Consider the following 15,556-nt stretch of genomic DNA (forward strand, 5'->3'; position numbering starts at 1 on the left):
GGCCTCTATATGGGGCTCCGGATCCCGTCAGGAACCCGGAGCCTCGGGGAACCGGGCGCGATGTTGCGCGCGCCCGGCAGGGAGAAGCTTATTCGCAGTCTTCCTTCGTCAGCAGACGCGAGCCGGTGTTGTGGAACATCGGGATGGTGTGGTTTTCGTTCATCGCGACCATGTAGTTGACCGCCCAGTAACCCATATCCCACTGACGCTGCGCCTTGAGCGCGTCGATCACGCCGGAACAGACGAAGTCCACGGCTTCGGGCAGGTCGTCCATGCCGACGATCTTGACCTCACCGGCCTTGCCAGCGTTTTCGACCGCGCGGGCAGCACCGATCGGGTTGGAGGCGTTCGAGGCGAAGATGCCGTCCAGATCCGGGTGCGCGGAAAGCACGCTTTCGGTCAGCTCGACCGCTTTTTCCAGAATGTCGTCATCGGGCTGTTCGAAGACGATTTCCATGCCCGGATGATCGGCCAGTGCTTCCTTGAAGCCCTGAATACGCTGGGTGTGGTCGGTCGCGGTCAGGCTGCCCGACAGAATGGCGATCTTGCCTTCGCCGCCGAGTTGCTCGGCCAGATAGACGCCCAGATCATAGCCGTCCTCGACGCTGCTTTTCGGACCGATGAAGGGGAAGGCGTCGTCGCAGAAGGAGTTGAAGGTGACGACGTTCACGCCTGCCTCAACCGCCTCGTTCAGAAGCTGCACATTCGTTGCCTGGTCAAGGCAGGCCACGGCAAGACCGTCCGGCTGGCGGCCGATATTCGCCTCGATCCTCTGGTTCTGGTCGACAACGTCAGCCTGCGGCGGCTGGTCCCAGATCACTTCCACCTCGATGCCGCGCTGCGACAGTTCTTCGGCGGCGAATTTCGCGCCCTCGGCCACGACGTCATACCACGGGTGGATGACTTTCGGGATGAACACGAAGGTCAGCTTGTCTTCGATCGGCGTGATCAGGTCGGCCTGATCCTGCGCGGCTGCCGCCATCGGCAGCATGAGTGCTGCGAATGAGGTCGCGGTAATGGCGTTCTTGACGTTGAGTTTCATCTGGTTCTCCTCCTCAGAAGTCTTGAAAAATTGAAACTGGTCCGGCGCGGGCGTTCTGCCCGTCTGCGCGCCGGTTTTTATGCCGCCCCGGGGGTGAGGATCGGCGTCGTCCTGACGAATTCGGATACCTGCGCAAAATCGCGGACCCCGGCCTGAGAGCCGAGCCCGGTTGCGTTGAGTGCCGAACAGCCCTGTGCGAAACGGATGGCGTCCTCCGCCTCCATTCCGCGGATCAGCCCGGTTGCGAACCCGGCATTGAATGCATCGCCGCATCCGCAGGTGTCCTTGACCTGAACCCGGAACGCGGGCACGCGGATCACGGTTCCGTCGCGATGATGATAGTATGCGCCGTTCTCGCCCAGCGTGAACACGCAGCATTGCGCGCCGAGGTCGAGGAAGAACGTCGCCATATCGGTCAGATCGGTCATGCCGGTCAGCGCCTCGGCCTCTTCGACCGAGGGGATGAAGTAATCGGTATGCGGCAGCACCGCCTGCACGTCGGCAAGGTCTTCCTTGGAGCCGGCGAAGATATCGACCGTGGTGATGCAGCCGCGGGATTTCGCGTGCTTCATCAGCGCGGCGTTGCGATCCCCGTCCATCGCGTCCATCAGCCCGACACCGCCGAGATGGAAGACGGTCGCGTCAGTGACGGCATCGAAACGGTCAGGCTCGACCACGAAAGCGCCCGTGGCACCTTTCATATGCAGGGCAGGGCGCGAGCCGTCATCGCGCGTCAGCACGATGGAGCTGGAGGTTGGCACGTCCGCCAGGCGACGCAGGTCCTCCATATCGGCACCGAAATGCGCCAGCCGCTCATGCACCCAGTCACCCATCAGGTCATGGCCCAGACCGCCGACCGCCTTGGTGGAAAGCCCCATCTTCGCGGCGACAATCGTGGCCACCCCGGCGGCGCCGGATACAGCCATCGCGATCTCGTCCAGCAATACGGTGCCTCCGCCCGGCGGAACGCTTGCAAACGGCCAACCCAGACAATCGAAGGTGTAGAACCCCATTGAGGAATAATCGTATTTCAAAGCCTCTCTCCCTGATCTTCCGGCCATCCTGCCCGAACAAGAGGCGCGGCGTCAATACAAATGATTCGATCAGATGCGATTTGTTTGGTCCAATGCTCGGCATTTTTCGGCTATATACACTGTATTCTGTAATTTTATTTGTCGCATCTAGATATTCTCCACATTATGTGCTAATTCTGCATGAACATATGTTCGCGAAAGGTGATAATCGTGAAAGCTGCTATCCTGACCGCCCCCAATGAAATCTCGCTCAGCGATATTGAGATGCCAAACACGAATCAGGGCGATGTTCTGATCCGTGTGCGTGCTGCGACGATCTGCGGCACCGATATCCGCATCTATCGCGGGCGCAAGACGGCGGGGGTCCGCTACCCTTCGGTGCTGGGACATGAATTCGCCGGCGAGGTGCTGGATAATGGCGGCCACGATTCACTGAAGATCGGTGACCGCGTCGGTCTGTGTCCGTTCATCGCCTGCGGTCATTGCCGCCTTTGCAAGACCGGACACGAGAATCTTTGCACCCAGGGCACCGCTGTCGGTTACGAAATCGACGGTGCCTTCGCCGAGGTCATCCGCATCCCCGCTCAGGCGGTCGAGGCCGGAAACCTGCGTCATCTGCCGGACCATATGAGCTATGAGGAGGCGGCACTCGTCGAGCCGCTGTCCTGTGTCATCAACGGTCAGAACAAGCTGGATGTGTCGAGCGCGGACAGCGTGGTCGTGCTGGGCGTCGGGCCTATCGGCCTGCTGCATGTCAAACTGGCCCGACTGCGTGGCGCGCGGCGGATCATCGCCTCGGACCCCAATGCGCAGCGTCGCGCGGCGGCGCTGGAGGCCGGGGCGGATGTCGCCATCGACCCGACAGCCGAGGATCTGGTGGAGCGCGTCAAGGCTGAGACCGGCGGTCACGGGGCGGATGTGGTCATCTGTGCCATCGGCATCCCGGCACTCGCACGGCAGGCAACCGATCTCGCCGCGTTCAGCGGACGGGTGAGCCTGTTCGCCGGTTTCTCCAAGGGCGTGTTTGCCGAGATGGACGTGAACGGCATCCACTACCGCGAATTGACGGTGACCGGCGCGTTCGGCCTGTCGCGCAAAGACTTCGACCACGCTTTCGACATGATCGCGAGCGGGCGGATGGACGTGAAGCCGATGATCACGCATCGCTTCGCCCTCGACGATATTGGCGAGGCGCTTGGCACGGCCGAGGATGGCTCGGCGATCAAGGTGGCGGTCCTCGATGAGTGAGATTGCCGAAACGGACGTCCTGATCCTTGGCGGCGGCATCAATGGCTGCGGCACATTTCGCGATCTGTCGGCGCAGGGGGTCGACTGCCTGCTGCTGGAACGCACGGATTTCTGCGCCGGGGCCTCTGCTGCCTCTTCCCGGCTGATGCATGGCGGGCTGAAATATCTGGAGACCGGCGAATTCCGGCTGGTCCGCGAAAGCGCCGAGGAGCGGAACCGGCTGCTGAAGAACGCGGCGCATTATGTCAGCCCGCTCCCCTCCATCCTGCCGCTGCGCAGCAGGCTTGGCGGGATCGTCCCCTCGATGCTCCGTTTCTTCCGGCTGAAGGCGAAGATGAATGATCGCGGCACGGTCATTACGCGGCTGGGGCTGACGCTTTACGATATCTATGGCCGGAACTTCCGCGCCATGCCCACGCACAGCATGCTATCGCGCGCGAAGCTGGACCGGACGGTTGCCGGTCTCGACGCGGGCATCATCGGGGCGGGGCTGTATTATGAAGGCCAGATCAGCCATGCCGAACGGCTGGGGCTGGAGCTGATCCTTGACGGGGAGGCGCTGAACCCCGGCTCGAAAGGGCTGAACCACGTCACCATAGAAGGGCAGGAGGGCGGCGTGATCGCCTATCGCCATAACGGCGAGACCCACCATGTGCGCCCGAAAGTCGTCGTCAATGCCGGGGGCGCATGGATCGACAGCGTCAATGCCGCCATCGGACTGGAGACGAAACTGATGGGCGGCTCCAAAGGCGCGCATCTGGTGGTGGAGAATGACCGGCTTTATCAGGTGCTGAATGGGCACATGGTCTATTTCGGCACGGCGGACGGGCGGGTCAATCTGGTCTATCCATTCATGAACCGGGTGCTGATCGGTTCGACCGACATCAAGATCGACGACCCGGATGAGGCGGTCTGTTCGGACGAGGAAGCGACCTATCTGCGCAATGTCGTGGCTGAAATCTTCCCCGATATTCCCGTCACCGAAGATCAGGTCCGGCATCGTTTCAGCGGTGTGCGCCCCCTGCCGGATGCGGAGGGCGATATAGGCATGGTCACGCGCGATCACTCGATCGCCGAACTGGCCTTGCCGGAAGGCACGCCGGTCCTGTGTCTGATCGGCGGCAAATGGACGACGTTCCGCGGTTTCTCGGCAGAGACGACCGACAAGATCCTGCCGATGGTCGGCGGGCAGCGCAAGACCGGCACCGAAAACATGCAGATCGGCGGCGGCAAGGGCTACCCCGATGCCGACGCCCGTGCTGGCTGGATCGCCGATCATGCCCGCCGGACCAATCTGTCCGAGGCGCGCATGGGTGAGTTGCTGGACCGCTACGGCACCCGCGCCGCCCTGATGGCCGACGCTCTGGCGGGCGAGGCGCCGCTTGAGACGCTGCCCGACTACAGCGTCGAAGAGCTTCGCTGGCTGGTTGAGAACGAGCGTGTCGGGTCTTTGGACGACCTCCTCTCCCGCCGGACCGCAATCGCGATTTCCGGGCGGCTGACGGGTGAGGTGCAGCGCGAAATCGAGGCCCGCGTCTTGGCAGTCTGAGCACTGCGGTCTTCTTATGCCGCTCGACGGCTCCGCAGTTTGTGCTGCGGGGCCGTTTTAGTGATTGGCAGGGATCGGGCAGGGTCAGCCGGGCGCGCGCGCCGGTCCCGCCCGATTGTGCCGCTTTGTGCGTGATAACCAAGATTTGTGACTAAACCGGAACGCCGTGCTTCGGCTGGGCGGGCTTACGCTCTGGATGCAGACGATTGGGATCGGCCACTTACATCGCAAATACCTGAAACCATTAAACCTTGCCGGAACGCGGGCTGCAATATGGCACATCGCTGCGTCGCATCGGATGCGGCTGAAATCAAGCCTGTTCAAGACCGGATATTGTCGTCGCCCTGCTTTCATGTATATTCATATTGAATATGGAGGCAGTTATGGCAACAACCAGCATGACACTTGGCCCGCACTGGGAGAGCTTTATCAGATCAGAGATAGACAGCGGTCGCTATGCCTCAGCCAGTGAGGTCGTGAGGGCAGCACTGCGGCAACTCGAAGACAAGTCGAAATCCCTAGAGGCGCTGCGGGCGCATCTTGCAGAAGGTGCGGATCAGGCTGCGAAGGGCATCCATGTCGAGGATTGGAGCGTTGACGATATCCTGAGCCGTGCTGAGAAGCGGCTTGGGTAGCTACAGGCTCACACCTCGCGCGCTTGCTGATCTTGATGCTATTGCGGAATACTCGCTGGACCGATGGGGTCGGGTGCGGACCCGGAAGTATCTAAAAGGCTTGACAGATCGTATGGCATTGCTGGCGGCATCGCCGGAGCTTGGGAAGCGCAGGGATGATGTTGCTAGGGGCTACAGGTGCTTTCCAGAGGGAAGTCATCTGATCTTCTATGTCGAGTTTGAGGGTAGCATCTCGATAATTGGTGTGCCGCATAGCTCGATGGATGTCGGTTTGCATCTGAGGTGAATATGAGAGACTATCTTCAGTCCAGAAAGTTATCGTGGCTTTATTCTCGCCACCAATATCACAGTCTTGAAACTAAGGCAGAGTAATATTGATTGCGTGGAACGTTCAATGACTTCATATCCAATGTGCTTGAAAGCAAATTCATGAACATTTCGTATTTAACCTTCCGAGAGCCATTGATCCGCTTTGTACGATATGCAAACCAGTGGAATATAAGCCTTGAGACAACTTTGCCGAAAAAAGTCCGCACGCCGCAAAGTGCGCGATAAGTAGCTGCTGGAAGGGCACCAGTCTGGAACGAGCCCATTTTTTTCGCCTTATCGAGCAGGGCGCTAGTTTTAACATGCGGTTCCTGATTCGCGGATGTTGAAATTATCGACATCGGTTTAAGTCGATCAAACAACTTATCCTTATGTCCAATATACTTAAAGTCTAACGCGCAAACGCGCTTCAGCTTGTGCGATAAATTATTCCGAAACACATGGAGCTCATTCTTGATAATTTGCCGCCTATTCGTTGTTGCAAAAAGAGACAATGCTGCCGCGAACTGAAAATCCGCGATAACATCGGACTCCCAGCTGTATCCATAGGTATAAAAAACTTTAGGATGGTTGATTGAGATGCCGCGCATATCGTCGTAGTCGCGGTCCATCGCGACCAAGACGTGCGATATCTCTTCTGAGATAATTTTCTCAGCCAAAGGCATAACCTCTGATTTGCTGCCGTAGCTTCTACAATGAACGGATAAGCCGTTCTCTGAAAACACCCGCTGCCAAAAAACTTCGTCTAAAGATGAGCCTTCGCCGTCTACCTTCTTACCTTCGCAGTAGACAACGAAGTCTACGTTGTAGAATAGGTGTTCGTTCTCTATTCCTTGTTTGGACCTAGTGAACATCTGACATGCACTGCTCAATTCGTATGACTCGATCTTGAAAAGCGCCAACAATATCTGGCGAATGTGTGGCCGAGATTATCTGACAGGATCCGTTGAGGCTACGGATGTTCTCGAATAGTGAGCTCTGCCAACTTACATGCAGAGACAATTCAGGTTCATCTGAAATAAAGATTACAGCACGTTCCTCCTGAAGCAACGCTTCCCCTAACAGAATAAAAAGTTGCTTCTCACCCGACGAAAACACGTCGATGTCTACTATGTCACCAGACTCAAGATGAACTTTTGGGTTGTTCCTTGCATCGAAGTGAAGCTCTTTCCCGGAAAGTAGCGTGTTTATGATACGCTCGAACTGTATGCGAGGTTCAAAAATTGATTGCCGCTTCGATTGAAGATCTCTCCACTCGTCGATCATCTCACTTACACGCCTTGCATCTGACAGCGTGATCGCGTCCTCTAGCGTGAAAGCTCTGTCCTCTTGGAAACGTTTCTTTGCTTCATCAAGTCTGGAAAAGTGCGTGTTCACGCTCTTTGTCGCCTTTTGATTGCTTACGCCTAAGTCTCTGAGGACACCAACGACTGTAACTTTATCTTCGGGTTCCGCTACAACTTGATTAAGTACGTCTTCACCTCTCTGATTCTGATCTAGAAGCGAAAGAAAAACATGCTCTTGGAAGTTCTTACTTTCGGCTTCGGCCTTTGATGTCAGAAGGGAGAAGTATTGCGAAAATGCTTGTGATATATCGTGTAGTTTTTGGTCAACCGAAGATTCGTAGCCCTCATCTCGACGGTTTCGACGATCGATTGCGGAACTGGATCGATTAATCGATAGCCAGTTGACTTCGACCAAGTTGGACAGAATTTTACTTAACCTTGCGCCTTCTTCCATGTATCGGGAAAATCGTGTGTATTTGTAGTCTTTATAGATTCTCTCATCATGCGGGCCTTCCACACCATAGGACTGGCCTTTATCGCCAGACTTTTCTTTCACCGTGTAGCGTAGCTCGAAGCTGCCCATCTTTCTGTCAACAACCTTGGCTACTTCAATTACCGGCTTTCGATTGGCGCCGATGGTTTTAAGTCGGATTACAACCTTCTCAAATTGGACGGAGTAAAGAGCTGGAATGTCTGCTCTTAAGACTGCGGAGATAAGGTTGATAATCGTTGTCTTGCCGCTGCCATTTGGTCCGATAAGGAAATTTAAATCTTCACGGAACTTAAGCGATACATTTTTTTCGCCCCCAGAAGCCCTCGATTTCAACATGCTCAACGTAATTCAATTACTTGTTCCGCTTCGGCGAATGTGGGGATATGCTCTAGTTCTCGCTACCCTAGACCTGTGCTGGTCCCCTGAGCAAGTGAGAATCTGGGCCAAGCGGCGAGATCGCCACCGTTAAATCCTGTGGCTAACGTTACTTCTTTGCCTATTGGCTTCCACCGTCGACCTGAGCTTTTTTGATCTTTGAACGCCCGCCACCCGCCTCGGCGCTGAGAGTATGTTGAAGGCGTAATCGAACCGAAAAATTGCGGCAGATTTTTTCGAAGGAGCATCTTCGCTGTTCCGCGCCCGCCGTATCCCCCCATACCCCCTTAGGAACAAAACCGACTCAACGCTGAAACCATCGGTTAGATGATGCTGAACACTGCACTGCCCAACTGTCGCACCGGACGGTTTGATAATACTGGACGTGGACTTATCGCAATCCAGCAGCGCATCACGTGTCCGCAAGAGTATACCCAAACGGACACCGATAGACGCCCCCTTACGTTTGTCCGTAAGGGTTGACATCAATCAACGGACACGCCTATCAGCGGACATCACCTTAATGGACACTGCTGAGTGCATGTCCACCCCAGCAGGATAACACAAGCGATGTCCCAAACTATACTCTATGCCCGTGTCAGCACAGCAGATCAGACGATAGAGCATCAACTTACGCAAGCAGAGGCGGCAGGCTTTCGCATTGACGAAGTGATCGCAGATCACGGTGTCTCGGGTGTGACAAGCAGGCTGGCAGACCGACCAGAGGGCAGGCGACTGTTCGACAAGCTACGCACAGGCGACACTTTGGTTGTGCGTTGGGTAGACCGACTGGGCAGAGACTACCGCGACGTTACTGACTGCATAAGGCACTTCATGCGGCGCGGTGTCGTAGTGCGCACTGTCATCAACGGCATGACATTTAACGGTGCCACAACTGACCCGGTGCAGCAGGCCGTGAGAGATGCCCTTATCGCTTTCATGGCGGCAACTGCACAGGCTCAGGCAGAGGCAACAAAGGCGGCGCAGAAGGCGGGTATTGAGGCGGCGAAAGCTGAGCCACGCAAGTATCTTGGCAAGAAGCCAAGCTATGATCATGCTAAGCTGGCGCAGGTGCTGAGCATGTCGGCAGAGGGGGCCGGGACAAGCGTGATAGCAAGGGCCACTGGCCTTTCCCGGCAAACTGTCTTACGGATTAAGGGCGACCCGGCAGCGGCAGAGGCTGTCCTTGAACGCTGGGCCTAGGTGTTCCCGGCATATTGCTTTTGCCTGCATCTTAGCGCCGCAGAGCGGCCCGTACAGGCGCACTTAAGCCGGTCTATGTCCTTGCCTAGCCTGAGCCAGAGATCGCGCTGTGAGGGGCCTTCCAGCGGCTGTGTGAGGATTCATACCGGATATGGCAGACCGGATAGGGCAGATCGGGCATGAATTGCATGGCTATCAGCATTAGGTATGCGCCTAGTGCATAGCTAGATTATCCAACCGGGGTATGTGTCTTTGTGTGTATCTATTTGCTTTTGAATGACTTTTATAAGCCGGATTGCTAAACCCTGCGTACATAGAACAAGAAACACCGGATTGTATGTCTGCATATGTCGTATCTGTTTACCCCTGTAGGATTATCCCAGTTATACTTGGTAGTGCATACCGGACAGATAAATACTTGGAGTATCAGCACCGAATACATACCGGATAGAAGAGACGGAATAGCTACCTTGTATAGATACCCTGTACACTTACCCTGAATAGATACACCTGAGTATATATACAGTTAGAACAAACTGATTGCATACAGTAATAGAGCACTACGTAGACAGACTGAGTGCAAGGCTGAGTGAATACCAGAGTATCAATACTGAATAGATACCCTGAATATAGACACTAAGTATATATAACTGAGTATATAGACAGATAAGTAATATCTGAGTAATGATTCCGGATCATCACTGGGTATATACTGTGCAAGTAAATTACAGGAAGATACTGAATAGAATGCTAACAGTTACTATTAATAGTAGGCCTGGGGTATATTAACTGAATGCTAAGACTAGACATATTATTAGTAGTTACTAATTGTGCAATATCTATAGATACACTGTAGTCGAGTATCAGATATCAATACTGTAGATCATACCCACTATATACTATTGGCCTAATAGTCTAACTATCTTGCTAAGTGTTTAGCTTAGTAGTTGATGGTAAGTCCATACGGGTATCTATACCTGATAATCACAGTATATATGCTCAGTAATCTTCCACTAAGTGTAATGCAGTGATTGTTTATTCTGTAGGCATCAACTCATATGCATAATGTAGGAACTCTTGATGCAGTATATTAATTGCTATTGGCATATTAAGTTCATACCAACAGGCTCCAATGCTACCATGCACTGATAGGTTATCAGGCCGGGACTATACTACCGGATAAGGTAGATAACAGCGCAGTAAAGCCCGGTTCTCGAATGACGGCTAGAAGTCGAACCTATTGATAGCTTTCCTGAGCTGTTCCATCTTGAAGCCGTGGACATAGGTGCCGAAGGTCACACCGACTTGCCCATGCCCCAAGATAGCACTGATCTGTGGAGCGGGAACATCAGCCTGAGCGAACACTGTCGCCATTGTATGGCGCAAGCTGTGAAACACATGGCCGGTATCACCCAGTCCTAGCTGGGGCAAAAGCCATTCGTTGAACCAGCGTCCGGGGTTCCGGCCAAAGCCGTTCTTCGTACAGTAGGGCAGATCAGGGAACAGCCGCGTAGATCGCCCTTTACGGCGTTCCTCCACGAAGTCCGCGAAGCCGAGCGCCAGCAGGCGTTCGTGAACCGGCACGAGCCGCGCAGACGAGTGGTTTTTGAGGCTCTTATGCTCGCCACCTTCTTTCGTCACATTGATGGCGTAGCCTGCGCTGTCTTGCTGCACATCCGCAAGGTCAAGCTGAGCGATCTCATTCAGCCGCATGCCTGTGAACATGCCGATAAGCGCGATCCACTTGTGGTCAGGTTTAATACGGGCTTTTTCGTCAGTGATATGCCGGAGCATTGTTTGAAGCTGTGCAGAAGTGAAGGCCGGTCGTTCATCATCTTTTTTATTCTTGGAGAGCTTGACGCGCATTCCCTCAAAGATGTTCGAGTCTGCATGTCCGTTTGACACAGCCCAACTAAAGAAGCTCTGCAAGTTGCCGTTATAAACGTTCAGTGTTCGTGCTGCGATTGGCTCTAAACCCGGTATGTCGAGTATCTCGTGTATTGACTTGCCCTTGGTTGCCGCCAGCTTATTCCGGTTCTTGGGCATCTTCATGAGCACTCTTTTGACTTCCTGCGCATCTGCCTTGGTCATGGCAGCAATAGGCTTCTTGTCTGTGATCTCGCTCAGCAGTTCCAGTGCTTCACGCTTGGACGCCATTGTCTTCGCCGCAAGTTGTTCTGAATGGTTTAGCTCATTGAAGTAGAGTTCAACTGTATCGTCAAAGTCAGGCAGATCAGTTGCTTGTTCCGGCTCACCTGCTTTTTTTGCAGGTTCGGGCAGCGGGTCCGGTTCAAGCTCAAGATTGTCCAACGTCGCGAGATGTTCAAACGCCTTGACGGCATAAGCCCGGTAGCCCTTCTGCAACTCACGCACCAGCCACTCGCGGCTCTCTGCGGTCAGGCGTTCCTCAGAGATGCCCCGAAAGCCGCAGAAATGGCTTATGAGGGCATCCTTTCCACCCTGTTGAAAGCTCAACCAATTTTCAAAGTCTTCCTCAGCTATGCCCAGTGTGTTTGTCAGACCATCATATTCGGCCCCTGTAGGCGGGCCATTCTCGGCGACCTTGCCTCTGAACCGTTCCAGCGAGTCATTGATTGCCTCGCGCACAAGCTGTCTGACTTCATCGTATCGCATGGCGGTAGCTGTTGCCGAAGCCACGGCGGATTGTCCAGTCACAACAAGCCGCTGCGACAAGCGCCTAGCTGTGTCAGGGCTTCTGGTGCGCAGGGACAGCCGTACATGCGTGCGCTTACGCTCTGGATGCAGACGATTCGGGATCGGCCAGCGGAAGTAATACACCCCGTGACGGGAACGGCTCAGATAGGCGGCAAGACGCATCCTGTGGCTCACTCATGTGGCGCACCGGCGGCAAATCTGTTCAGGATGCTGTTTTTGCTGGAGATGGTGGGCGACCCTGGAATCGAACCAGGCATGGGTCTCCCCGGCGGAGTTACAGTCCGCTGCCGCACCTTGCAGCACGTCGCCCGCCGAGCCATTCGGCGTGGGAGGGGAATAATTGTGGTGACGCGGGGCGTCAAGCCGAATTTGGGCATAATTTCATGCGGGGTTGCCAGCGGGGCCGGGGATGGCGCAGAAGGGCCGGCGAAAGGAACATTTGATGAGCGAGCGCAAGAACCGGAAGCCCGACTGGGTCATCGCCAAGGAACGTGCGAAAAAGGCCTCGGCGGCGGAGACGATCTGGCTGTTCGGGTTGCATGCGGTGCGCGATGCGCTGTCCAACCCGGCGCGTGAGAAGCTGCGGCTTGTGGTCACGCAGAACGCGCTTGACCGGCTGGGCGGGACCGGCGGGCTGGAGCCGGAGATCACCGATGCACGGGTTTTCGACCGCGTCGTGGGGCTGCCGCCCGACAGCGTGCATCAGGGCTGCGCGCTGGAGGTCAGGCCGCTTGCTTGGGGTGGTCTGGAAGAGGTCGCCGTCTCGGGCCGGGGGCAACCGATGGTTGTCGCTCTGGACCGGGTGACGGATCCGCATAATGTCGGCGCCATCCTGCGATCGGCCGAGGTGTTCGGTGCGCGCGCAGTCATTGCGCCCGCCCGTCATACGGCGCCCGAGACCGGGGCGCTTGCCAAGACCGCATCCGGCGCGCTGGAGCGTCAGCCCTATCTCAGGATCGGCAATCTGGCCGATGCGCTGATCGCGCTCAAGGATCTGGGCTACGTCGTCATCGGCCTCGCCGGTGAGGCGGAGGCGGATCTGGAGCATGTGCTGGATGAGGTCGGCGGGCGTCCGGTTTGCCTCGTTCTGGGGGCGGAAGGGCCGGGCCTGCGGGAGAAGACCCGCGAAACCTGTGACCATCTTGCCAAAATCCCGTTCTCAGGGCCGTTCGGTTCGCTGAATGTGTCGAATGCCGCCGCGATTTCGCTTTATGCTGCCGCACGACGTTTCACATCACCTTGATGCCGCAGCCCGAATCATGGACATGTTCTGGTTGCACTGCCATGTCATGAGGACACAAGTGTTATCGGTAAGATGCTGAAAATTACCCGCCGCCTCGCTGCTTTCTCACTCCTCGTTGCTTTGCCGCTCGGTGCCTATGCGCAGAACTGGGCGCTTGGCGGCTATGATCCGGTTGCCTATCTGACCCAGAATGCAGCCGTGCAGGGACGCGGGGATGTGGTGACGAGTTGGCGGGGCAAGGAATATCACTTCGCCAGCGAGGAAAACCGGGCCCGGTTCGAGGCCAATCCGCGCGCCTATACGCCGGGATTTGACGGGCTATGCGTCGTGGCGCTTGCCGAAGGGCGTTCGGAGCCGGGCGATCCGCGTCAATTCGTGACCATCGGGCAGCGGGTTTATCTGGTCGCAACGCCCGCCCGGAAGCAGCGTTTGCTGGAGCAACCGCGCGAACTTCTGATGAAAGCCAAGGATATGTGGCTGGAGATCGGCGGTTGATCGCCGAAATGTAACGAAATCGCGACAAGGCTTGGAAACCGCGAATCGGTCCCCATATTGGATACACGGGCGCGTTGCCACGGAACGGCCGCGCCCAGATCACTGTCCCTCGTTCCGCGACTTGCGCCCGGCCTTTTTGACCGGGCGCTTTTTTATGAAGGCTGATTTGGAGGAGATGATGGCTGACACCGAAACGATCCGTCGCATCAAGGATGAGACCAAAACCATTGCCGTGGTTGGGCTTTCGCCGAAATCGGACAGGCCAAGCTGGGGCGTGGCCCGTTTCCTTCAGGGGCTGGGCTACAGGATCATTCCGGTCAATCCGGGCCATGCCGGGGACCAGATCCTGGGCGAGACGGTTTACGCCGATCTCAGCGCGATTCCGGCGGATGCGAAGGTCGATATGGTCGATATTTTCCGTCGCTCCGACGCGGTGCCCGGCGTTGTCGATGAGGCGCTGACCGTGTTGCCGGATCTGAAATTCATCTGGATGCAGCTGGGTGTGCGCAATGACGAAGCCGCAGCAGCGGCGGAGACCGCAGGCAAGGTGGTCGTGCAGGACCGCTGCCCGAAGATCGAGTTTCCGCGTCTGGGTTAGGTCCGCGACGCTTCGCCCCTTCAGAACCCCAGCCTGTCGCGCAGCGCGTACCAGCTCATCCCGGCGACGAGCATTGGCCAGCGCAGCAGCGCGCCGCCCGGAAATCTGGGCGAGGGCAGGGCTGCCATAATGTCGAACCCTTCGGCCTGACCGGCCACGGCCTCGGCCATCTGCCTGCCTGCCAGCGTCGCAAGTGCCACGCCATGTCCCGAAAAACCGCTGGCAGACAGCGCATTCGGTGCCGGGCGGGCAAAACAGGGCAGGCGGTTCATGGTGATCGCCAGCGTGCCGCCCCAAGCATGGGTGAAGGGAATATCGGCCAGATCGGGATATATCTGCGCCAGCGGTTTGCGCACCTTGCTGGCGATGTCCTGCGGGAAGCGGTAGCTGACATTCTCGCCGCCGCCGAAGACCAGCCGGTCCTCATCGTCCAGCCGCCAGTAATTCACCACGAATTTCGTGTCATGCACCGCGATCCGGCGGCGCAGCACATCAGCGGCGCGCGCGCCGAGCGGGGCGGTTGCGGCGATGAAATTGTTGATCGGCATGACCCGCGAGGCGACCTCGCGCGACAGATCGCCGAGATAGCCGTTGCAGGCGAGGATCACATGGTCGCAGCGTATCGCCCCGGCCTCTGTCCGCAGCAGCGATTTTCCGGTGGCGTCCGTGGCGAACTCGATCTGCGTGACATGGCTGTTTTCGTGGATGCGCGCCCCGGCATCGCGCGCCAGCCGCGCCATGCCGAGCGCCAGCGCCAGCGGGTTCACATGCCCGGCCCCATGATCGAGCGCGCCGCCCTGATAGGCGGGTGAGGGCAGGATCTCTCGAAACGCTTCCGCCCCGAAACTCTCCACCCGGTCATAATCGTAGTCTCTCGCCAGATGTTCGATCTCGCGCCGGGCGGCGTCCAGTTCTGAAGACGTGCGGAACGCATGCGCGACGCCATCATGCAGCCTGACCCCGCTGCGGGCGGCGAGATCGCGGGTCAGCGCCTTGGCGTCCTCCGCCATATCCCACAGTATCCGGGCGGTTTCCTTCCCGGCGATGCCCTCCAACTCCTGCGGGTCGAGCCGCTGGCCGGAGCCGATCTGCCCGCCATTGCGCCCGGATGCGCCGAAGCCGACCCGGTGCGCCTCCAGCAGGGCGACATCGAAACCTCTTTCCGCCAGATGCAGCGCCGCTGACAGGCCGGTATAGCCCGCGCCGACGATGCAGACATCCGCCCTTGCCTCGCCCGTCAGCGCCGGGAACGGGTCGAGCAGATCGACCTGAGACGCATAAAGCGAGGGCGGATATTCGCCGCGCCTGTCATTGGAAAACAGCAGGTCCATGCCGGTCCTCTCAGCGATGCG

General features: G+C 57.0%; 14 protein-coding genes and 1 tRNA gene. 8 read left to right on the forward strand and 7 right to left on the reverse strand.

Translation table 11 applies throughout. The features are described 5' to 3' along the window. Positions 1-88: 88 nt before the first annotated feature. Complete coding sequence (locus PAF12_RS03305; protein ID WP_271108589.1) at positions 89-1,042, reverse strand: substrate-binding domain-containing protein; 954 nt, start codon at positions 1,040-1,042, stop codon at positions 89-91. 77 nt (positions 1,043-1,119) lie between these two features. Continuing rightward, the gene (locus tag PAF12_RS03310; protein WP_271108590.1) at positions 1,120-2,076 is read right to left on the reverse strand and encodes a carbohydrate kinase family protein; all 957 of its coding nucleotides are present in this window, start codon (positions 2,074-2,076) and stop codon (positions 1,120-1,122) included. Positions 2,077-2,286: 210 nt separating this feature from the next. Between PAF12_RS03310 and PAF12_RS03315 the strand changes: the two genes are divergently transcribed. From PAF12_RS03315 to PAF12_RS18965, 4 genes are all read left to right on the forward strand, one after another. After that, on the forward strand, positions 2,287-3,324 hold the full coding sequence (locus PAF12_RS03315) for a zinc-dependent dehydrogenase (RefSeq protein WP_271108591.1): 1,038 nt from the start codon (positions 2,287-2,289) through the stop codon (positions 3,322-3,324). Then, a complete protein-coding gene (locus PAF12_RS03320; RefSeq protein WP_271108592.1) occupies positions 3,317-4,873 on the forward strand; it encodes a glycerol-3-phosphate dehydrogenase/oxidase in 1,557 nt (518 codons plus the stop codon). The genes PAF12_RS03315 and PAF12_RS03320 overlap by 8 nt, the downstream gene beginning before the upstream one ends. A gap of 383 nt (positions 4,874-5,256) precedes the next feature. Next, positions 5,257-5,508, forward strand: a complete 252-nt coding sequence (locus PAF12_RS03325) for a type II toxin-antitoxin system ParD family antitoxin (protein WP_271108593.1) — start codon at positions 5,257-5,259, stop codon at positions 5,506-5,508. Beyond that, entirely contained in the window at positions 5,486-5,794 is a 309-nt protein-coding gene (locus PAF12_RS18965) for a type II toxin-antitoxin system RelE/ParE family toxin (RefSeq protein WP_368045157.1), read from the forward strand. Before PAF12_RS03325 ends, PAF12_RS18965 begins: the two co-directional genes overlap by 23 nt. 58 nt (positions 5,795-5,852) lie before the next feature. Here the strand turns inward: PAF12_RS18965 and PAF12_RS03330 are convergent, their stop codons facing one another. After that, on the reverse strand, positions 5,853-6,689 hold the full coding sequence (locus PAF12_RS03330) for a DUF4435 domain-containing protein (protein WP_271108594.1): 837 nt from the start codon (positions 6,687-6,689) through the stop codon (positions 5,853-5,855). Beyond that, entirely contained in the window at positions 6,679-7,950 is a 1,272-nt protein-coding gene (locus PAF12_RS03335) for an AAA family ATPase (RefSeq protein ID WP_271109639.1), read from the reverse strand. Before PAF12_RS03335 ends, PAF12_RS03330 begins: the two co-directional genes overlap by 11 nt. A gap of 609 nt (positions 7,951-8,559) precedes the next feature. On the opposite strand from PAF12_RS03335, the gene PAF12_RS03340 reads away from it, so the two are divergent. After that, on the forward strand, positions 8,560-9,192 hold the full coding sequence (locus PAF12_RS03340; RefSeq protein ID WP_271108595.1) for a recombinase family protein: 633 nt from the start codon (positions 8,560-8,562) through the stop codon (positions 9,190-9,192). A 1,224-nt stretch (positions 9,193-10,416) separates the two neighbouring features. On the opposite strand, the gene PAF12_RS03345 is transcribed toward PAF12_RS03340, so the two are convergent. Further along, positions 10,417-12,030 (reverse strand): site-specific integrase, encoded by a 1,614-nt coding sequence (locus tag PAF12_RS03345; RefSeq protein WP_271108596.1) that lies wholly within the window; start codon positions 12,028-12,030, stop codon positions 10,417-10,419. Between the two features lie 64 nt (positions 12,031-12,094). Beyond that, a tRNA-Tyr gene (locus PAF12_RS03350) sits at positions 12,095-12,178 on the reverse strand. 132 nt (positions 12,179-12,310) lie between these two features. Here PAF12_RS03350 and PAF12_RS03355 point away from each other — a divergent pair. The 3 genes from PAF12_RS03355 to PAF12_RS03365 all read left to right on the forward strand — a co-directional run bounded on the left by PAF12_RS03355 (position 12,311) and on the right by PAF12_RS03365 (position 14,204). After that, positions 12,311-13,111 carry an RNA methyltransferase gene (locus tag PAF12_RS03355; protein ID WP_271108597.1) on the forward strand — a complete coding sequence of 267 codons (801 nt, stop codon included), beginning with the start codon at positions 12,311-12,313 and terminating at the stop codon, positions 13,109-13,111. Positions 13,112-13,183: 72 nt separating this feature from the next. Then, positions 13,184-13,606: a YHS domain-containing (seleno)protein gene (locus PAF12_RS03360; RefSeq protein WP_271108598.1), complete on the forward strand. Its 423-nt coding sequence runs from the start codon at positions 13,184-13,186 to the stop codon at positions 13,604-13,606. A gap of 175 nt (positions 13,607-13,781) precedes the next feature. Beyond that, positions 13,782-14,204 (forward strand): CoA-binding protein, encoded by a 423-nt coding sequence (locus PAF12_RS03365; RefSeq protein WP_271109640.1) that lies wholly within the window; start codon positions 13,782-13,784, stop codon positions 14,202-14,204. Between the two features lie 20 nt (positions 14,205-14,224). Here PAF12_RS03365 and PAF12_RS03370 read toward each other — a convergent pair whose 3' ends face one another. Further along, entirely contained in the window at positions 14,225-15,535 is a 1,311-nt protein-coding gene (locus tag PAF12_RS03370; RefSeq protein ID WP_271108599.1) for an FAD-binding oxidoreductase, read from the reverse strand. Positions 15,536-15,556 lie beyond the last annotated feature (21 nt).

The organism is Paracoccus sp. SCSIO 75233 (assembly GCF_027912675.1).
Lineage (GTDB): Bacteria > Pseudomonadota > Alphaproteobacteria > Rhodobacterales > Rhodobacteraceae > Paracoccus.